The organism is Nonomuraea aurantiaca, from assembly GCF_020215705.1.
GTDB classification, from domain to species: domain Bacteria; phylum Actinomycetota; class Actinomycetes; order Streptosporangiales; family Streptosporangiaceae; genus Nonomuraea; species Nonomuraea aurantiaca.
The window spans coordinates 101249-118633 of record NZ_JAIWNB010000031.1; the positions used below are offsets into that span (position 1 = coordinate 101249).

Consider the following 17385-nt stretch of genomic DNA (forward strand, 5'->3'; position numbering starts at 1 on the left):
CGTGTTACACGTGATCGGCGCGGGATTCCCGCGTACCGGAACCAGATCGATGAAGGCGGCGCTGGAAAGGCTCGGATTCGGTCCCTGCTACCACATGGCCGAAATCGGGGGCAATCCCGGCCACGTCGACCGCTGGCTGCCCGCCGCCTCCGGTCTGCCGCTGGACTGGGACAGCGTGCTCAACGGCTACCGATCCACCCAGGACTGGCCGGCCAGCTTCTTCTGGCGCGAGCAGGCGGAGGTCTACCCGGATGCCAAGGTCATCCTGACCGTCCGCGATCCGCATCGCTGGTACCTCAGCATGCAGACTCTGATCGCCACCCGCCGGGACGTGCCGCCGGATCTGCCCGAAGCGGGGGCCGCGATACTCAGGACGATGGAGAGGCTCCGCCCGGTTCTCGATCTCATCGGAGAGTCCACCTTCGGCGACACCTGGGACTTGCAGCGGGGCATGCCCGATGAGGAGATCGCGGTAGCGGCGTTCCACCGTCACCTGGCCGTTGTCCAGGAGAGCCTGCCCGCGGATCGCCTCCTGGTGTTCGACGTCCGCGAGGGCTGGGAGCCGCTGTGCCGGTTCCTGGGCGTCGACGCTCCCGCCGGCGAGCCGTTCCCGCACCTCAACGAGTCCGAAACCATGCAGCGCGCGCTGCGACAACTGCTGACCGATGGCAGCATCGACTCGGCCTTCATTTCCGGCACGCACGACTGAACGGGCATCACCGCGCCTTGCCGCTTGACCGTCCTGCTGCCATCCGCGCTGTCGCATCGACGGCGCTGATCGATTCCGTCGCCCCCAGGCGCTCCCGCTCGTCACCGGCCCCTCGACCGGCATAGGCGATCCACCGCGCTGGACACGCTGCCGACGCCCATCATCCGACCGAAAGGAACCTCATGTCCGTCCCTCACCTGCAAGCCGTCCTACTGGGAATTTTGGGGCACGCCACACCGTCAGCCGCGCATGTTCTGGTCCAGCCCGTCGGTGCTTACACCCTGACCACCGGGCGTCTTTGGTCCGTGGTGGGCGCGTTGCTGGGGCTGGCCGGCATCGTCATCGGCGGGCTGGCTCTGGCCCGCTCCGTCCGTCGTGTCGGCAATGGCAGGAGGAGGGGAGCCATCGTGGCCTTGGCTGTGGGGCTGGCCGGCGTGGTCATCGGCGGGCTGGTCGTGGGCGCCGCCGACGGTGGTCCCGGCACCGGCTACGGAATAGTCGGGGGCTACGTGGACCTGGTGGTCGGGCCGATCGCCATGGTCCTCGGTGGGCTGGCTCTGGCCCGCTCCCGCCGCACCACCTGACCCGGCGCCTATGTCGTTTTCCAACGGCACCGCATCAACCCGGCTGCCAGGCCTGCACTGATCGGTGCCCGACCCCGTGCCAGCCGACAGGTCAGCCCTTGGATGCCGGCGACGCGACGGTCTCAGTACAGTGTGGGAGTGGCAGGTGAGCAGCTGAGCGCTCGGGTGGACAGCTGGATCTGGTCGGTGCGGCTGACCAGAACTCGTTCGATCGCGTCGGACGCCTGCCGGGGCGGACACGTCCGGGTCAACGGGGTGCGGGTCAAGCCCTCGCACGCCGTCCGGGTCGGTGACGAGGTCCGACTCCGGCACGATGGGCACGAACGCATCGCGGTCGTCTCCCGAATCATCACCAAACGCGTCGGCGCCACCGTCGCCGCCGAGTGCTACGTCGACAAGAGCCCTCCGCCTCCGCCGCGCGAGGAGACCGTGACAGTGGCCGTACGGGCTCGTGGCGCAGGCCGTCCCACCAAACGCGAACGCCGCAGCATCGACAAGCTGCTCGGACGCCCGACGGCGGAGGGGCGGGGCGCCGGGCCCGACCCGGAGTGAACGGGCATGCCGCATCGAACAGGCGGCCATTTTGCAAACAGGTCACCCCATGACAATCGACCAGCTACACGGCGTTACAGGCCCGAATCTCAAGATCTCTGAATGTAGTACCAGGCGACGATTGTTTCTATTGTCGCTGAAACCGCCCTCTGTCCGCCGAGAGCTCGGCCGACAGAGGGCGGCGCAGCAGACACTACTGCTCATCCGAAATTAGCAGAGTCTGCCTGTGTACCATGCTCCGAGGTAGTCGGGGTACCAGCCGAGATAATGATCCCCCGGGCCGACACACTTATCGTAGTCTTTGATTCCGCCTATATTCCACCGATCGACGCGGATGACGACATTAGTCTCTCCGCAGTGGTTGTAATACAACTGGTCGAGGTTCCAGTGTTCGCCGCACGGAGTGTCTTGAGCGCTATTTGCCAACGACGCCTCGCCGGTTGTGGTCGCCTGGGCGCTCGCAGCTGCCGGCGTCAGTCCGATGGACGCCATTACCGCTGCACTCGCGAGCAATGTCCGAACATTTCGGTTCATTCTACCTCCTTGGTCTGATCGACTTCCTGAACGCGGTTCGCTGATCGGTTCGGTTCAGGGATAAAGTTGTACCACTGTGGAAGCGCTGGCCACTGATGCACAGGTTCGAAAGTCCGTGATCATCGCGCAGAGGCCCGCCCATCTCAGGAATGAGAGTAGGTTTACCCATGGCATTCCGCTATCCAGATCGCGCTGCCGGAGTTGTGCTTTCCGGATAGAGGTGAATGTAGTACCTGGCCGTGCCGGGCATCTGTTCCGCGGTTCATCGAAAGGCCCTCATGGCTCACCCGACCGACCTGTACGATCTGCTGGTCTCCTTCGGAGTCGACAGCGAGGAGTATTCGGGCTTCCACCTGTTGTGGGCGGAGGGAATGGGCGGCAACGAGTTGTGCCGTCGTCTGGGCGGCGACCCGGCAAGCGCGTTCCGGTGCGACATCAACAACCTGGCGCGACCCGAAGCTGAGCCGGGCCCCGGCATGTGGGCCGGTACAGCCAACCGCTGGGCACAGGCCCTACTGTTCGACCTTTACCGCTCACCGCTGTCCTTCCGGGTCGGCTTGCGGATCGGCGAAGTCGGCCGGGGACCAGGTCAGCCGGCCGGAGCGGAGGTCGTCGATCAGGCCGGCCAGCCAGCGCTCCTCGGCGACGGCCACCGCATGCAGATATTCGAGTTCGAGCAGGCCGGCCCGGTGCAGACCCCCCTCGGCCTGACCGGTCAGCGCGGTCTGCAGTTCCGCCACCGACGCCGTGACGGCCGTACGCCGGCGCTCCAGTAGGTCGGGGATCTCCTCGGGCGAAAGCAGCAGCAGGTGGGACAGCGCCGCCGGAAACTGCGGGAACTCCCGCTTCGGAACCGTGAGCAGGTCCACCAGCCATTCACGGGCAGCCTCACGGCCGGCGTCAGTGACCTCATAGACGGTCCGCTCGGGGTAGGCGTGGTCCCGCTCGGTGTCCAGCACCGCCACCAGGCCGGCCTCCGCGAGCCGGTCGATCGTCCGGTAGAGGCTCGTCCGCTGCTCGACGTTGACGACCAGATCCTTCCCCCAGTCCTTGATCAGCCGCTGGATCCCGTACGGATGCAGGGGCTTGTAGTGCAGCAGCGCCAGGACGGTGAGAGCCAGCGGCGAACCTCGGAACGCAGTACCCATGTCACCGACACTACTCCGAAAACTACTAGTTGACGTGCTACTAGTTTCAATGCAACTATCGCAATCATGCAGCAGAACACCGTGAAGACAGCACTCGTCATCGGCGGCGGGATCGCCGGGCCGGTCACCGCGATGGCCCTGCAGAAGGCGGGCATCGACGCCGCCGTCTACGAGGCGTACGAGAAGACCGCCGACGGGGTCGGTGGTGGCATGAGCCTCGCCCCCAACGGAGTCGACGCGCTGGACGCGATCGACTGCGCCGACCTGATCCGCCCGCTCGGCGCGCCGATGACCGGCATCGTGCTCCAGGACTGGAAGGGTCGTCCGCTCGCCGAGTTCGGCAACCCGCCCGGGATCCGGCCGATGCAGTTCGTCTGGCGCGACGAGCTCTATCGGGTGCTGCACGACGAGGCCGCGCGGCGCGGTGTCAGAACCGAGCACGGCAAGCGCCTCGTCCGGGCCGAGGAGACCGCCGACGGGGTGACCGCGCACTTCGCGGACGGCACCCAGGCCACCGCCGACATCCTCATCGGCTGCGACGGCATCCGCTCGACCGTCCGCTCCCTCATCGACCCGGCCGCACCGGGACCGCAGTACGCAGGTCTGATCAGCTTCGGCGCCCGCGTCCGGGCACCGGGGATCCCCTCGACCGGAGGCAAGATGCCGATGACCTTCGGCAAGAAGGCGTTCTTCGGCTACCAGGTCTTCGGCGCGGACGACGCCGTCTGGTTCGCGAACCTCCCGCACCCCGAGCCGATGACCGCCGCCGAGGTCCAGGCGGCCCCGGCCGCCAAGTGGCTGCCGATCCTGGCGGAGAAGTTCGCCGCCGACGGCACCCCGGCGCGGGACCTGATCGAGCGGACCGATCCGTCGGACGTGGTGATCGTCGGCCCGATGGAGAACATGTTACCCACAACCGTCACGTGGAGCCGGGGCCGAATCGTGCTGGTCGGCGACGCGGTGCACGCGCCGTCGTCCAGTTCGGGGCAGGGCGCGTCCCTGTCGATCGAGAGCGCGATCCAGCTCGCCCGCTGCCTACGCGACCTCCCCTATGCCGAGGCGTTCGCCGCCTATGAGGCCGAGCGCCGTCCCCGGGTCGAGCGGGTCATCAAGGAGACGGCCCGCAAGAACGCCAGCAAGGCGGCGGGGCCGATCGGTCGCGTCGTCAACGCGTACGCGATCCGGATCTTCGGCAAACTGGGCAAGCCCGAGAAGATGACCTGGATCTTCGACTACCGGATCGACTGGGACACCAAGGTGACCGGATGATCGCAAGGGCTCATATGGGCTGTTAACGAGTGCCTCCCGTCCTGCCGAATCACTCCGACCCGGAGTGAACGGGCATGTCGCATCGAATAGGTAGGCCGCCAGTCCAGCCCGTGCTCCAGGGCCAGAGGGAGGCCCAGCATCCACACGGCTGTCGGCCCCCGGACATATCGTGATCCGATGGCTTTATCCGATCTCGATCGCGAGATGGTCCTGGCGGCCATCGAGGAGTACGACCAACTAGGCCGCGACGCCTTCCTGGAGCGGTACGGCTACCGAGCAGCACGCGACTACTTCATCATCCACAACGGCCGCCGCTACGACTCCAAGGCCATCGCCGGCGTGGCACACCGCGATGTCGACGGGCATCCGCTTCGCGCTTCGGAGTTCTCCGGAGGGGCCGCAACGGTCGGCAGGGTCCTTGGCCACCTCGGATTCCTCATCACTTCGCGCCAAGACGCGTCGCCTGCCGCTGCATTCCTCGAAAAGCTGAGAAACCTCGACACCGCCGTCTCGAACGGCCGCCCCAAACGGCACCAGCCGCTCACCTTGCTGTGGGCCCTCGGCCGCGCCGCACACCGAGCGGAACGCCTTGTTCCATGGAATGCCACACGAGCCGAGATCAGCGCACTCATCAGAGAGTTCGGCCTGCCGGGCGACCGGCCCACCCCTGAATACCCGGTCCTAAAGCTCACGCACTTCGGGCTATGGACACTGCCCGACCACCCGGAGCCGCCTCGCCCCAGCGGCAGCCCACCTCTAGGGTGGATGAGCCGAAACCAGCCGGTCTCCGGTCTACGCGAGTGGGTGTACGACCTGGTGACGGAGGACCAGGCGGTACGGTCTCAAGCAAGCGCGTACCTCTTGAGCACGTACTTCCCAGACGAGGATCAGAACGCGCTGCTCGTACGCGTCGGTCTGAGCGATCTCGACAATGAGCCACTCCCGCCGCACGACGACGTCCATGCACCTGAACGCCGCCCGACCACGGTCAAGCGGATCGTCCGGGACAGCGCGCTCTCACTGCTGATCAAGACCCTGCACGATCACGCCTGCCAGATGTGCGGAGTCCGGCTGCTGCTCCCTAACGGCCCATACGCCGAGGGAGCGCATATCCGCCCGCTCGGCAGTCCGCACGACGGCTACGACGTGACAGGCAATCTCCTCTGCCTCTGCCCCAACGACCACGTGCTCTTCGACCAGGGCGCAATCATCGTCAAGGACGACCTCACGGTGATCAACCGGATCACCGGCGAGTCGAGGGGCCTGTTGCGCACCGCTCTCGGGCACGACATCGATCCGCAATATCTGAGGTACCACCGCAATTTGTACTGACTCATAACACGTGCTCAGCCTGCGATCGAAACCGTCGGATCTCTCCGTCATGATCCCCCTGCGACGAGCTCAACAGTCGCGGCCGAGGTGAGACACGAACATAAGCTGGCCTCGCCCGAGAGGATCAACGCCCACATGCGTTCGGCCACCTGGCGGCGCCACGGGCCGGCGTATGACTCGCGAGGAGACGATCCCTGGTCCTTACGACGGATTCGATAGTTGCCGCCGCAAGCCAGGAGCTCGTAAACGACGGTGCTGCATGAGCAGGTGTATTCGAGGATCCGGCAGCGGGACGGGTTGTCCGTGGTCCACTCCAGAAGGGTCTTCGGACCGTCTGTCCGGTGGGGTGGGTGCGGAGCAAGTCCAGGGCACGGCCATGCCTTCGTCACCAGCCCTGTGGGTGGGGCCAGGACGCCAGCCGCTCGCTTCGCGTCCGTCATGGCCTCAACGCACCTCATCCAGCGCTCCAGGCTGTTGCCTGATCTTCAGCCGGGCCCAGACGATCTTCCCGCCCGTGCTCAGCCATCGATAGCCCCACTCCGCGGCTGTCTTGTCGACCACCTGCAGCCCTCGTCCGCCCACCTCCGAGGCGCTGGGATGGCCGATTCTCGGCGGCTTAAGACTGGGATCCCACACCTCTATGACCACGTCATCGGCTGTGCGGTGGAGGGCGATCCACACGTGTCGATCACATCCGGCGAGTATCCCGAACATCTCGATTTCTGCTTCACGAGCTACTTCGCTTAGCTCGACCGCTTTTATGCCATTGGTCACCAGCTCACTGCCGACGAGCCTGGCATCGTCGATCAGCTTCTCGCACCCCCACCTCTCCAGCACCAGCGCGACATACCTGCGCGCGATCGACACAGATACCGGAAAAGCTGGTAGCTCAATGCAGTCGTGTAGATTCGCCCCCTTCTTTGCTTCCCTGTTCATATCGTGTCCTCGAAGACGGCCGACCGAATCCGCACTCGCTGAGGCCAGCGATACCTGCATGTCCCGTTCATGGCCCGCACCGCCTTCTGCCTGCCGATCAAGCTCCGGATGTACGAGCCTGGCGGCCTCTCTACGAGCCGAGCAGTGCGCGTCCATCTCGCCGACCACCTCCGCATGGGACTGGAAATCCGTTCACCGCACGCGACGGAAGCCCCGTCTTTCGTTGCTGCGTGGAACCCAAGCATGAGCAATATCGGCGAACAGCAGAGCCTCCACCTCACGAAACTGGATGACAAAAGGAGGCGCAAAGCCTGTATTATCTGTCACGCACCTGTCGTTCTATTACTGCAGCCCGGGATATTCCATGGGCGACTGGCATGATGATCGGAGGGCAGGGTGGATACCGACAACAGCGATCAGATGTCACCGCGGGCGCGCTTCGCTTCCGACCTGGAGCGCTACCGGAAGAAGGCGAAGCTTTCTCAAATATCACTAAGCGTCCGGATGCGATGTCATACCTCTCTTATCAGCCATGTCGAACGAGGGCGCCGGACGCCGACACTGGGGTTCGCCGAAGCGGCCGATCAGGCTTTCGACCTTGACGGGCATTTCGCAAAGCTTTATAGGCAAATAACCCATTCACCCACTCTCGGTTGGTTTGCACGCTGGGTGGAGGAGATAGAGCCGCAGGCGGTCATCCTTCAGTCATGGGATCCGCTCCTTGTACCCGGACTACTCCAGACCCCGGAGTACGCGCGAGCGATCTTCTCCACGACGTCCCCTCCCGACCGGGCGGAGGAACGGGTTCAGGCTCGTACGCGACGCATGCAGATCTTCGACAGTCCAACCCCGCCAGTCTTCCTGGCATTGATCGAAGACAGCGTGCTGCATCGTCCGATCGGAGGGCCAGAGATCCTCTTGAACCAGCTTCGCCATCTGCAAGAGCTCTCCCGGCATCCACGAATTACTGTCCAGCTAGTGCCTACCACTGCTGGCTGCGTGGCTGGGACGATGAGCGCGTTCGCGCTGGCGCGTCTACGCGACGGCTCTGAGGTTGTCTCAGCCGACTCGGTCCTGTCTGGCCAAGTCACCGGCGATCACGATGCAGTCGCGCAGCTCAAGGTGAGATATGACAACATCAGAGCGGACGCACTTCCACATACAGTGTCGCAACAGGCCATAGAGGATGCGATAAAGAAATGGGCGAACTGAACCTTGGCAAGGCGGAGTGGCGCAAGGCGACCGCCAGCGGTGACAACGGCCAATGCGTTGAAGTGGCAACCAATCTGCCCAACGTCGTAGCGGTGCGCGACAGCAAGAACCCCACCGGGCCTGCCTTGATCTTCACGCGTGATGAGTGGGCGGCGTTCCTGCACGGAGCGGCTCACGGCGAGTTCGACATCTGATCTTAAAGGCCCTCGCGGGTTCACGGTTTGCTAGGCGGGGGGCCGCCATCGGCGTGGCGGGGCTCTGCCCGCCGGTTGCGCCCAGTGGGTCAGCGCTGCTCAGGGCTTGTCGGCCGTCACCTGGCACGCGGCCGGCGTACGGGCTGCTGCTCTTCGCCTCCCGCACCACCTGGCCGTCGATCCTAATACGGCACTCCACCGCACCCTCGGCGCCGTTATGCACCCACTGGTACAGGTACGGCTGGGTCCCGTCCTCTCAGCCGATCAGTTCCCGGCCGCCGCCTCCAGCACGAAGACGGGGATCACCCGATCGGTCTTCTCCTGGTATTCGGCGTACGGCGGATACGCGGCGACCGCGCGCTTCCACCACTCGGCCTTCTCGTCCCCGGTGATCTCACGGACCGTCATGTCCTGACGTACGGACCCGTCCTGGAGTTCCACGTGCGGGTCAGCCTTGAGGTTGAAGTACCAGACCGGGTGGCTCGGGAAGCCGCCCTTCGAGGCCACGGCGGCGTACCGTCCTTCGTGCTCCACGCGCATCAGCGGGATCTTGCGGAGCTTGCCGCTCTTCGCGCCGCGCGTCGTGAGAATGACGACGGGCAGTCCCGTGTCCCAGAGCGTCGCCCCCTGCGTCCCGTCCGAGCTCTCGTACAGCTCGACCTGTTCGCGCACCCACTGCGCCGGACTCGGCACGTACTCGCCCTCAAGAGGCATCACGGCCATCCCATCGTTGCCTACCGATGATGTTGCGCAGTTCAACACCACCACCGCGCGGATTCATCCTCACCACACTGCCAGCAAGTGTCCCGCCCGGCGCGCCCAAGAAACAGCCCTTAGCTGCGGAACATGCGCAGAGAGCGGATGAGCATGGCCAGGTGGGAGGAGCGGTGGCGATCGGCGACGATCCAGCACAGGGCGACGATCGCCACCACCGCGGTGAGGAGGAGGACGGCCAGGACTGAGCTGCTGACCATAGCCAGTGTGGCGATGACCGCCAGTCCGCCTGCCGTCTTGGTCTTGGTCATGAGCTGGCCTTCTCGCGGCTGGAGGAACGCAGTTCGGCGTGCAGGCGTCCGGCGCGGATGAGGATGCGCAGGGAGTAGGAGAGCAGGTGCCGCCAGCGGGCACCTTCGTGGGCCAGGTCGTGCAGTTCGACGCTGAACTCCTCGGCGTAGCGCTCCCGGTACGGGCCGGGCAACAGCGCCGCCGCGACCGCCACCAGGTGTCCCGGCATGCGTTCCAGGGTGACGCCGAACCGCTCCACGGGCACGACCCACCGACGATAGGCGACCATCCGAACGGCGGCCACCACTAGAACCACGGGGGTCGACACGGCGACGGCGACAGCGAAGAGGGCGAGGTACACCAGGGTGAGCGCGCCGGCGATGACGAGGGCCACGCACAGCTCGCAGGCGTACACCAGCGCTCTGATCAGGACGGCGGCAAGCACGCAGGCGAGCAGGCACTGAACGACCAGCAGCTGGTCGCGGCCGACCGCGGCGGATAGAAGGGTGAGATCGACACCAGGCAGATCTCGCACGCCGTCGACGACGTACCCCGTGAGGGTGCCCAAGTCCGTCCCAGGCAGCGGTCGCGGGCGCAAGCGCGCGTCGGCGACGGCCAGAAGGATGGCCAACCCGGCCGTGAGGAGCACGACACGAACCAGTGCTCGTTCCAGCCTGGCGCAGGTCGTGACGAAGCCGATGCGGTCGGCACGGGTGACACGGTACGCAACCATGAGGTCCCAGGCCTGCTTCAGGCTCCTGGCCAGAGCAAGTGCCAGGACGCAGGCGAACAGGCACTGAGCGACCAGCGACTGGTCGCGGCCGACCGCGGCGGGCAGGAGGGTGAGATCGACGCCAGGCAGATCTCGCACGCCGTCGACGACGTACCCCGCGAGGGTGCCCAGATCCGTACCGGGCAGCGGTCGCGGGCGCAAGCGCGCGTCGGCGACGGCCAGAAGGATGGCCAACCCGGCCGTGAGGAGCACGACACGGACCAGTGCTCTTGGCCTGGCGAGGCCGGTGAACCATCGGCGGTGGGGGTCACGTGCGACGATGCGCTCGAGCATGCTGTCACTCCGGTCCCGCAGCCGGCCCAGAGTCTCGTCGATGCCAACGAAGGCGTCACCGAAGAGGGCGCCAAGCGCGACCTGGCCTTCCAGCCCCCGGTCCACGCGTGAGGGCGGCGAATAGCGAGGCCTGCGGGAGCTGCGTCGCGCAGGCCGACGGCGAGAGTAGGGGCGCGTAGCAGGACGCCTCGCGGCCCGTCCCAGGCTCACCCGTGACCCCCGACTTGTCCCGGCCGCAGCAGGGACGAGGGCAGAGCCATCCTGCCGACCGGGCTGCGGGCTGCGGCGAGAGCGATACGCGACCGCTCGGCCCCATCAGCGGTGAGCCGGTAGTAGCGCCGTCGGGGACGGCCCTCCTGCCGGGGGTCGGCCTCCTCCCACCACGACTCGACCCAGCCGTAACCTTCCAGCCGAGCCAAGATGGGATGGATTGTGCCGCTCGGCAGGTCGGCTGCCGAGCAGATCTCGAGCCCGTAACGCTCGCGCGCCGGGTCTTCCAGCAGCACCCGCAGCACGAGCTGCGTCGGCATAGTCATTCTAGGAGCTGAACCCACAGTCGTATTCTACTTAGCCCATGGTAGAGGTCAACCCACCATGGCGATGGAAGCCGGCGCCGAACATCCGGGCAAGGGCGGTGACCCTCCTACCGCAGGCCAAGGCGGGGAAGGATCAGGGGCAAGACGATCAGGGTGGCGTCGTGACCGCCTGGTTTAGACGCTGCGGAGCAGCGATGGTGGATACACAGGGATGACGTGACGCGACTGGAGCGCGAGTCCTTCGACAGGCCATTTCGGGGCTAGTCGCGGCAGGCTTCGAGCGAACGCGCCGACTTGACCAGGAGGTCATGTGGACAGCACGGTGTGGGTTGCGATCTTGACAGGTGGGACGGCGATCCTGGCGGGATGGGTGACCAGCCTGGGGAACGCTCGCGCAGCACGAATCCAAGCCGAAGCGTCCGCTAGAGCTCAACATCATGCCCAGATTCGTGAAGCACGTCGGACGGCCTACCTCGAGTTCTTGGAGCAGGCCCACATCACGGGCGAGCTCTACTACAGGCTCGGCGACGTCTACATTCAACTGGCACAGCCGGACGAGCAGTTAGAGAAGATTCAGGAATTACGTAATGCCCTGCGGGACGCCTATGATCCGCTGGCACGATGCGCCAGGGTGGTTCTCCTCGAAGGGCCAGAAGCCGTCGCCGCAAGGGCAGAAGCCGTCATACAGGCGACCACGGATGCCAACGGAGCGCTGTGGTACATCGCACAAGGCGCCCCCGAAGGGCGTTCCCGCTTCGACAGCGCCCACCAGGTGTTCCGTGACCGGCTGGAGATCTTCATCGAAACGGCCCGAGCAACCATAGGCACCCCGTAGCGGTTTGCCCGGGGCGCTCTTCTCCACCGAACCCTTCGTACGCTGGCCTGCGATTTCTTAGCCGCCAATCTCGGCCTTCAACGCCTTTGATGGGTCGAATACGCGCTGTAGGACCATGACCACGGGATATCGACCAGCCTTCGAGCACGATCCACTCCATTATCGACCACCTGGGGTGGGCGAATTTCAGGTAGCTCGCAACCGGAAGGTCCTATCAGGTTGAACCGCTCTCAGGACGGCGTGCGTACATCTCGTCGAACCCCATATCCGTCGGGCAGGAAGCCTCCGGGTGGATCCGGATGAGAGATAGCCTGCGCATGTCCTCTGAAGATGCCGGAGGCCGGTCATGACCGAGCCACCCCTTGAGCTGCAACCCAAGCCGTTCGACAGCCAATACTCCGGAATCAACCCGGACGTGATGGACCGGTTCGAGCCCCTGTTCTCCTGGGCCCGTCACCTGCTGCGGCGGAATGAGCCTGCGGTGCGGCGAGCCCTGGAGAAGCTGGAGGTGGACGTCTCGGGGCTGAGCGCGATGCGGGAGGCGGAGATCTGGATCCGCGGCAAGCAGGGCGAGCTGCGGCGGCGCAATGACACGATCAAGGCGATGAACGACACGTGGATGGTGTCGTCCGGGACCGGCCTGATCGGATTCGACGAGGACTTGCACAGGAAGGTCTCCTACGACCCGGATGCATACGCGGCGGCGCTCTACCTTCGCGAGAGCGCGAAGAGTTCCGAAGTGAACAAGCAGGCTCTCGCCCAATTGGAGAAACACGCGAAGGATCCGCAGTTCGCTCTCAAGCTCCTGAACGCGCTGGGGCCGGAGAAGTTCAACGAAGTGGCCGCCGCAGCCGTGCTCAATGAGAGCGACAAAGACGCACAGCGCCTGCTGGCCGCTCTCGGCACGGCGCTAGGTGCGGCTAGCGCACAACTCAGCTCCGACTGGCGGCAACGGCTGACCGCGAACTTCAAGCTGGGCCCCCATCGGGGACTCGCCCGGGCCCTCGCCTATGGGACCTACAACAGCGCGTTCCTGCCGGAGGTGGCCAAGAAGCTGGACGCCGCCGAACGGAGTTCCCTTCACTCCGCCGCTCACCGACGGCACCCGATGGCGGACGTAATGGAGGCGCTGAGGAAGAACCCACAAGCGGCCCAGGACTTTTTCAACAGCGGCGACACGCTGAAGTACTACACGACCGTGCACGAGCTGGGCGACGGCGGCATCGCGGTGGGCAAGGCACTGGAGGCGGCCACGATCACGTTCCGGGACCACAGCGGGTCAGAGGCCCGCCCGTCCTCGGGATATGTGTCGGCCAAACTGGTCTCATATGTCGTCCACCTCGAATATGAGCGGATCAAGGCAGGCGCTCCCGAAAAATCGCTGGTGGCGCCCCTTTCCATCGGACGCATCCTGGCGGCTTACATTCCCGACGTCGCCCGAGTGGCAGCGATGCCGGGCATCGAGAAACCGGGTGTGTACATGGAGGACAATCCGAGTCTGCCCGGCCGGGAGGAGTGGGGTGCGCAGTTCTCCAAGGAAGAACTACGCACCGTTATCAGGGAAGCGTTCAAAGCCGACGACAAGGCTCTCGCGCTCGTCACGGCAGCTCAGACGGCCTGGGCATCCAGGCTGCTCGACAACGGTGTGGGCGTGCTGGCAACAAAGCAGGGCACCGGAGGTCTGAGCAACGCTGCCCAAGAGGCCGGCGCCAGCTTCGGCCTCATCATGGACGCGGGCAACATCGCCAAAATTGACCTGGCCAAGGATATGGACGAGAGCCAGAAGCGCAATGTGAAGGCCCTTTTGGCCGTCGTCAACACCGGACTCGCCTTCCCACAAAGTGCGAGTTGGCCGATCGGGGCAGGAGTCCTTGGAGCCTGGAGTGGCATGATCGAGGACAGTGTCAAGGGTACCGCGGAGAAAGCCGCCGTGTTCGAGGCAAACACCACCCTCGAGCAGACTCGAGCGCTCCTCCATCAGCTCGGTGCCCAGGCCATGCTCAACCACGGCCTGTTCGGCTCCTCCAACCCTCCTGCCAAAACTCATCCGTGGGCCTCGCTCAGCGATCTCCAACCCGGAGATGACCCACTAAAGGCTCCCAACAATTTCCTCACGAAGGATGGCCGGCTGATGACCCCCGATGAGATGAGTGAAGGAACCGGGAAACGGTTAAACGCCTATCAGGCCTGGCTTTATCGGCAGACGAAGAACAACCCGTGGCTGGAGCTAGGGGTCCAGAGCCGACTCAACGAAGGTTACAATCTCGGCATATCGGCATACAGGTAATCATGAAAAGCTTAGTCTTGCGGGCGATGATGGCCGTGGTCGCGGTGATCGGGATGAGTGCCTGCGCTGGGAAACCTCCCGAGAAGGTCGACGCATCCCCGCTTTCGACGGCGTACGCACCGCCCTTCATCTGCAACTACGTCCCCAAGACCGCCATAGAGCAAATGACCGGCGTACGCGACCCGCTGGCAACCGGCTCCCTGAATCTGGCAGCGAAGAACCAACCCGCCATCGGCGCCTGCTCCATCTTCCAGAACAGCGGCGACAAGCCTTCCATCCTCCGCATCATGCTCGATACCGCAGGCTCACGTGGGCAGATCGACGAACAACTCCGGGACGGTTCGAAACCGCTGCCCTCGATAGTTCCCGACGGATTCGGTTACTACGTGAAGGACACCGACATGGAGACCCGGGTGGGTTCCGTGCTGGTGCGCGGCAAGGTGCGGCTAGGCATCGAACTCGTACGCGGTGCCAAGGGCCGCGACAACGAGGCGGACGTGGTGGCGTTGATGAAACTGATCGCCCCCAAACTCATCATGGGCACAGGAACTCCTCCTCCTGACACGAAGGATTGAGCCATGGCCGACATGGTCCCCAACCCCCTGCTGCCTGCTTTAAAGGACGCGCTGCGCACGATCGAGCCGCTGATCCACGATATGCAGCAGGCGCTCGCCAATCGCGCCAAGGACTTCCACTCCGGCCGCATCTGGACCGGTCCGGTAGCCAAGGAGTTCGACGGCGAACTCGACCGGCAGACAGGACGCGTCATACATGCCGGTGAAACCATCCTGAACGACCTCCGCCTGCAGATCACCCGCACCGCCGAAATGGTCACCGAGCAAGACGCCTTGCGGCTGATCCGCCGATACGACCTGTAATGACGCGCTTGGCCTCGCGTCCAGGCTCTGCTTGTCTGTGTTGCGATGGCGTTGAGGTCATCTGGGTCACGCCCTACTTGTCGGGCCGAGACGACCGCATGCGATGACCCAACGACATAGGGCACGTTTGTAGATCTCGGGGTCGAATCCATCCCGGAAGAGCTGAGCGGACTACAGATGCTCAACCAGGCGGCGAGCATCGCGCAGCGGTAGTCGGCCTGCGGAACCGGCCGCGATCACGAATCGTCCAGAGATCGGGTTGACTCTCGGGTTACCGGAGGCCCGATGGTGGTGTGGTGGACGACGAGTTGATGACAATCGGCCGGTTCGCCCGGCTGACGGGGTTGTCGGTCGGCACGCTGCGGCGCTACGACGAGGTTGGCCTGCTGTCGCCGGCATCGGTGGATCCCGCCACCGGGTACCGCCGGTACCGCATGGCGCAGGCCGAACGGGCCCGGCAGATCCGCATGCTGCGATGGGACGACCTGCCGATCGAGGAGATCCGCCAGGTCATCGACGACCAAACCGGAGCCACGACCCGCCAAGTCCTGGCCCGGCACCAGCGCCGCCTGCAACGCCAGCAAGACTTGCTGACCGCCAGGATCGGCGACACCACCCGCTTCCTGCAGGAAGGAATCACGATGCCCGTAGTCAAGGCCGGTTGCCGACCCGTCCAGCTCAAGATCGCCGTTGACGACCTCGACGCCGCAGTCGCGTTCTACGTTAAGGCGTTCGACTTCCGCTACGACGTGGCTCGGCGTACCCAAGAAGCGGATTACTCCGCGTTCCTGTTCGGCACATACGGTCAGAACGACTTCTTCCTGGTACACCTCATCGTCGGCCGGGAGCGCATGGACCAGCCGGGCACGTCGACGTTCGGGCTGCTGACCGAGGACATCGACACGTACCACGCCCGCGCCATCGACGCCGGCGCAACCGAGGCCGTTGCCCCGCACGACGCCGAAGGGATGCCCCGTTGCTCGGCGATCCGTGACCCCAGCGGCAACTGGATCTGGCTCTACCAAGCCTGACCCATAGGCTCAGCCTCCTGCCCCGAAGTGTCAGGTGTGCCTGGGCTACTGATCAAATCGCGCCGCTACGGAAACACCTACGCGACCGACCGCCACCGCACCGACCGGCTCACCGTGACCGGGGAGGTGCCGATCGTCCACCTGGACGCCATTGCGGACCTCCGAATCAGCCCGCCCCGTGGCTCGTCGTCCGGCTCTGGATGCCTCGCCTGGGCTGCGAGCAACGCTCCCGCCAATGCTGCGACACCTCCGTCCGCCTCCAGGCATCGGACGAGCCGCTCGCCGACCTGAACCCCAACGACGAGGGCCTGTTGTTCTGCCGCTTCCGCAAGGATCAGGCCACCCCACATGAGATCGCCGAGCAAACCGCCAGCACCTTCTTAAAACAGTGCGCGGCCACCCCGCAGTCACCGTGCCTGACCCGTAAGGATCTGCATCCACAGCGTCCGCGCAGCGCAAGCGGACATCCACACACTTTCAAGGATGTCCGCAGGCTCGTCGAACGGGTAATGCCGTACGAACCACAGACCCCCGGCCGTGCAGAGCTCGAACATCGGGTACCTACACGCGCACGTATGACCGCGAACCCGCAGCCGGTCAGCGCGCGGCAGGACCGGCGTCCACTCCACTCGGACGGCCCCTGCCTGCGGAGCCGCCACATGCGGGCCGTGATAGTCGAACTGCGGCGGCAGACAGCTCATGATCTCACCGCCATCCGCGTCTGATCCTGCAGCAACGACACGAAAGTCGCCGCGTCGTCCGCACTCACGGTCTGCCGCAAACCCCTGTCGATATCGGCATCCCTGAGACGGACACCACGCAGAGTCGCGTAGAACACCCCCGCATCGCTACAGAACAGCGACCAAGCCGGGAACGCCGCACGAAGAACGTCAAGGTCATAACGCTCGTGTGAAACCTGTTCAGGTGACATGCGACGACCGTAGAATCCGTAGCGTGAGCGAAGGGACACACTCTGTATCCCTTCGCTCCTCTCAGATCATCAGGCCGATCTGGTCCGCGAGTTCCCGTGCTTGCGGCCGCAGAGCGGCCGGGCCCGTCTCGCACAGGTCGGGGGTCATCCGGCGCGCGTAGCCGTTGTAGCGGATGGTCTCCGGTGCAGCTTGGTGCGCGAGCTGCAGCGTACCGAGGAGGTCGCGTCCTCGGAGCGGTGTAAAAGCTCGACGAGGTAGGTGCCGTGGGTTGATCTTAAGCGGCCACCGTTACGGACGTCGAGTCGCTCGCTGGGGTGGCCTCTGGGTGAAGCTGGGTGGGCGGCT

Annotated in this window: 20 protein-coding genes; 12 read left to right on the forward strand and 8 right to left on the reverse strand. The window is 65.0% G+C overall.

Annotation, left to right across the window (positions count from 1 at the left end; all coding sequences use genetic code 11):
- Position 1: 1 nt before the first annotated feature.
- The 3 genes from LDL49_RS46170 to LDL49_RS46180 all read left to right on the forward strand — a co-directional run bounded on the left by LDL49_RS46170 (position 2) and on the right by LDL49_RS46180 (position 1845).
- On the forward strand, positions 2 to 709 hold the full coding sequence (locus LDL49_RS46170) for a sulfotransferase family protein (RefSeq protein WP_225301293.1): 708 nt from the start codon (positions 2 to 4) through the stop codon (positions 707 to 709).
- A 182-nt stretch (positions 710 to 891) separates the two neighbouring features.
- Positions 892 to 1293 (forward strand): DUF6223 family protein, encoded by a 402-nt coding sequence (locus tag LDL49_RS46175; protein ID WP_225301294.1) that lies wholly within the window; start codon positions 892 to 894, stop codon positions 1291 to 1293.
- A 138-nt stretch (positions 1294 to 1431) separates the two neighbouring features.
- A complete protein-coding gene (locus tag LDL49_RS46180; RefSeq protein WP_225301295.1) occupies positions 1432 to 1845 on the forward strand; it encodes an RNA-binding S4 domain-containing protein in 414 nt (137 codons plus the stop codon).
- A gap of 210 nt (positions 1846 to 2055) precedes the next feature.
- Here the strand turns inward: LDL49_RS46180 and LDL49_RS59470 are convergent, their stop codons facing one another.
- Positions 2056 to 2379, reverse strand: a complete 324-nt coding sequence (locus LDL49_RS59470) for a DUF6355 family natural product biosynthesis protein (protein ID WP_372470667.1) — start codon at positions 2377 to 2379, stop codon at positions 2056 to 2058.
- A 533-nt stretch (positions 2380 to 2912) separates the two neighbouring features.
- On the reverse strand, positions 2913 to 3527 hold the full coding sequence (locus tag LDL49_RS46190) for a PadR family transcriptional regulator (RefSeq protein ID WP_225301296.1): 615 nt from the start codon (positions 3525 to 3527) through the stop codon (positions 2913 to 2915).
- A gap of 66 nt (positions 3528 to 3593) precedes the next feature.
- Between LDL49_RS46190 and LDL49_RS46195 the strand changes: the two genes are divergently transcribed.
- Complete coding sequence (locus tag LDL49_RS46195; RefSeq protein ID WP_225301297.1) at positions 3594 to 4796, forward strand: FAD-dependent oxidoreductase; 1203 nt, start codon at positions 3594 to 3596, stop codon at positions 4794 to 4796.
- A 177-nt stretch (positions 4797 to 4973) separates the two neighbouring features.
- Entirely contained in the window at positions 4974 to 6128 is a 1155-nt protein-coding gene (locus LDL49_RS46200) for an HNH endonuclease (RefSeq protein WP_225301298.1), read from the forward strand.
- A gap of 444 nt (positions 6129 to 6572) precedes the next feature.
- On the opposite strand, the gene LDL49_RS46205 is transcribed toward LDL49_RS46200, so the two are convergent.
- Complete coding sequence (locus LDL49_RS46205) at positions 6573 to 7232, reverse strand: ATP-binding protein (RefSeq protein WP_225301299.1); 660 nt, start codon at positions 7230 to 7232, stop codon at positions 6573 to 6575.
- A gap of 228 nt (positions 7233 to 7460) precedes the next feature.
- On the opposite strand from LDL49_RS46205, the gene LDL49_RS46210 reads away from it, so the two are divergent.
- Both LDL49_RS46210 and LDL49_RS46215 read left to right on the forward strand, forming a co-directional pair.
- Positions 7461 to 8276, forward strand: a complete 816-nt coding sequence (locus LDL49_RS46210) for a helix-turn-helix domain-containing protein (RefSeq protein WP_225301300.1) — start codon at positions 7461 to 7463, stop codon at positions 8274 to 8276.
- Positions 8264 to 8470 (forward strand): DUF397 domain-containing protein, encoded by a 207-nt coding sequence (locus LDL49_RS46215; protein WP_225301301.1) that lies wholly within the window; start codon positions 8264 to 8266, stop codon positions 8468 to 8470. The genes LDL49_RS46210 and LDL49_RS46215 overlap by 13 nt, the downstream gene beginning before the upstream one ends.
- 264 nt (positions 8471 to 8734) lie before the next feature.
- Here LDL49_RS46215 and LDL49_RS46220 read toward each other — a convergent pair whose 3' ends face one another.
- The 4 genes from LDL49_RS46220 to LDL49_RS46235 all read right to left on the reverse strand — a co-directional run bounded on the left by LDL49_RS46220 (position 8735) and on the right by LDL49_RS46235 (position 11071).
- A complete protein-coding gene (locus LDL49_RS46220) occupies positions 8735 to 9184 on the reverse strand; it encodes a nitroreductase family deazaflavin-dependent oxidoreductase (protein ID WP_225301302.1) in 450 nt (149 codons plus the stop codon).
- A gap of 119 nt (positions 9185 to 9303) precedes the next feature.
- Positions 9304 to 9495, reverse strand: a complete 192-nt coding sequence (locus LDL49_RS46225) for a hypothetical protein (RefSeq protein ID WP_225301303.1) — start codon at positions 9493 to 9495, stop codon at positions 9304 to 9306.
- Positions 9492 to 10541: a hypothetical protein gene (locus LDL49_RS46230; protein WP_225301304.1), complete on the reverse strand. Its 1050-nt coding sequence runs from the start codon at positions 10539 to 10541 to the stop codon at positions 9492 to 9494. The genes LDL49_RS46225 and LDL49_RS46230 overlap by 4 nt, the downstream gene beginning before the upstream one ends.
- Positions 10542 to 10747: 206 nt before the next feature.
- Complete coding sequence (locus tag LDL49_RS46235; protein ID WP_225301305.1) at positions 10748 to 11071, reverse strand: PadR family transcriptional regulator; 324 nt, start codon at positions 11069 to 11071, stop codon at positions 10748 to 10750.
- Positions 11072 to 11387: 316 nt separating this feature from the next.
- Here LDL49_RS46235 and LDL49_RS46240 point away from each other — a divergent pair, with 316 nt between their 5' ends.
- The 5 genes from LDL49_RS46240 to LDL49_RS46260 all read left to right on the forward strand — a co-directional run bounded on the left by LDL49_RS46240 (position 11388) and on the right by LDL49_RS46260 (position 16108).
- The gene (locus LDL49_RS46240) at positions 11388 to 11912 is read left to right on the forward strand and encodes a hypothetical protein (RefSeq protein ID WP_225301306.1); all 525 of its coding nucleotides are present in this window, start codon (positions 11388 to 11390) and stop codon (positions 11910 to 11912) included.
- Positions 11913 to 12258: 346 nt separating this feature from the next.
- Positions 12259 to 14199, forward strand: a complete 1941-nt coding sequence (locus LDL49_RS46245; protein WP_225301307.1) for a DUF6571 family protein — start codon at positions 12259 to 12261, stop codon at positions 14197 to 14199.
- Positions 14200 to 14201: 2 nt separating this feature from the next.
- On the forward strand, positions 14202 to 14774 hold the full coding sequence (locus tag LDL49_RS46250) for a flagellar basal body L-ring protein FlgH (RefSeq protein WP_225301308.1): 573 nt from the start codon (positions 14202 to 14204) through the stop codon (positions 14772 to 14774).
- Positions 14775 to 14777: 3 nt separating this feature from the next.
- Positions 14778 to 15077, forward strand: a complete 300-nt coding sequence (locus LDL49_RS46255) for a hypothetical protein (protein ID WP_225301309.1) — start codon at positions 14778 to 14780, stop codon at positions 15075 to 15077.
- A gap of 296 nt (positions 15078 to 15373) precedes the next feature.
- Positions 15374 to 16108: a MerR family transcriptional regulator gene (locus LDL49_RS46260; protein ID WP_225301310.1), complete on the forward strand. Its 735-nt coding sequence runs from the start codon at positions 15374 to 15376 to the stop codon at positions 16106 to 16108.
- 697 nt (positions 16109 to 16805) lie between these two features.
- On the opposite strand, the gene LDL49_RS46265 is transcribed toward LDL49_RS46260, so the two are convergent.
- Positions 16806 to 17039 (reverse strand): hypothetical protein, encoded by a 234-nt coding sequence (locus LDL49_RS46265; RefSeq protein WP_225301311.1) that lies wholly within the window; start codon positions 17037 to 17039, stop codon positions 16806 to 16808.
- Positions 17040 to 17385: the final 346 nt, after the last annotated feature.

Excerpts from the sequence above, each read along its gene's own strand:
- LDL49_RS46175 (WP_225301294.1), top strand. The coding sequence starts at position 892 with ATGTCCGTCCCTCACCTGCAAGCCGTCCTACTGGGAATTTTGGGGCAC.
- LDL49_RS59470 (WP_372470667.1), bottom strand. The coding sequence starts at position 2,379 with ATGAACCGAAATGTTCGGACATTGCTCGCGAGTGCAGCGGTAATGGCG.
- LDL49_RS46190 (WP_225301296.1), bottom strand. The coding sequence starts at position 3,527 with ATGGGTACTGCGTTCCGAGGTTCGCCGCTGGCTCTCACCGTCCTGGCG.
- LDL49_RS46195 (WP_225301297.1), top strand. The coding sequence starts at position 3,594 with ATGCAGCAGAACACCGTGAAGACAGCACTCGTCATCGGCGGCGGGATC.
- LDL49_RS46200 (WP_225301298.1), top strand. The coding sequence starts at position 4,974 with ATGGCTTTATCCGATCTCGATCGCGAGATGGTCCTGGCGGCCATCGAG.
- LDL49_RS46215 (WP_225301301.1), top strand. The coding sequence starts at position 8,264 with ATGGGCGAACTGAACCTTGGCAAGGCGGAGTGGCGCAAGGCGACCGCC.
- LDL49_RS46220 (WP_225301302.1), bottom strand. The coding sequence starts at position 9,184 with ATGCCTCTTGAGGGCGAGTACGTGCCGAGTCCGGCGCAGTGGGTGCGC.
- LDL49_RS46225 (WP_225301303.1), bottom strand. The coding sequence starts at position 9,495 with ATGACCAAGACCAAGACGGCAGGCGGACTGGCGGTCATCGCCACACTG.
- LDL49_RS46230 (WP_225301304.1), bottom strand. The coding sequence starts at position 10,541 with ATGCTCGAGCGCATCGTCGCACGTGACCCCCACCGCCGATGGTTCACC.
- LDL49_RS46235 (WP_225301305.1), bottom strand. The coding sequence starts at position 11,071 with ATGCCGACGCAGCTCGTGCTGCGGGTGCTGCTGGAAGACCCGGCGCGC.
- LDL49_RS46245 (WP_225301307.1), top strand. The coding sequence starts at position 12,259 with ATGACCGAGCCACCCCTTGAGCTGCAACCCAAGCCGTTCGACAGCCAA.
- LDL49_RS46250 (WP_225301308.1), top strand. The coding sequence starts at position 14,202 with ATGAAAAGCTTAGTCTTGCGGGCGATGATGGCCGTGGTCGCGGTGATC.
- LDL49_RS46255 (WP_225301309.1), top strand. The coding sequence starts at position 14,778 with ATGGCCGACATGGTCCCCAACCCCCTGCTGCCTGCTTTAAAGGACGCG.
- LDL49_RS46265 (WP_225301311.1), bottom strand. The coding sequence starts at position 17,039 with ATGTCACCTGAACAGGTTTCACACGAGCGTTATGACCTTGACGTTCTT.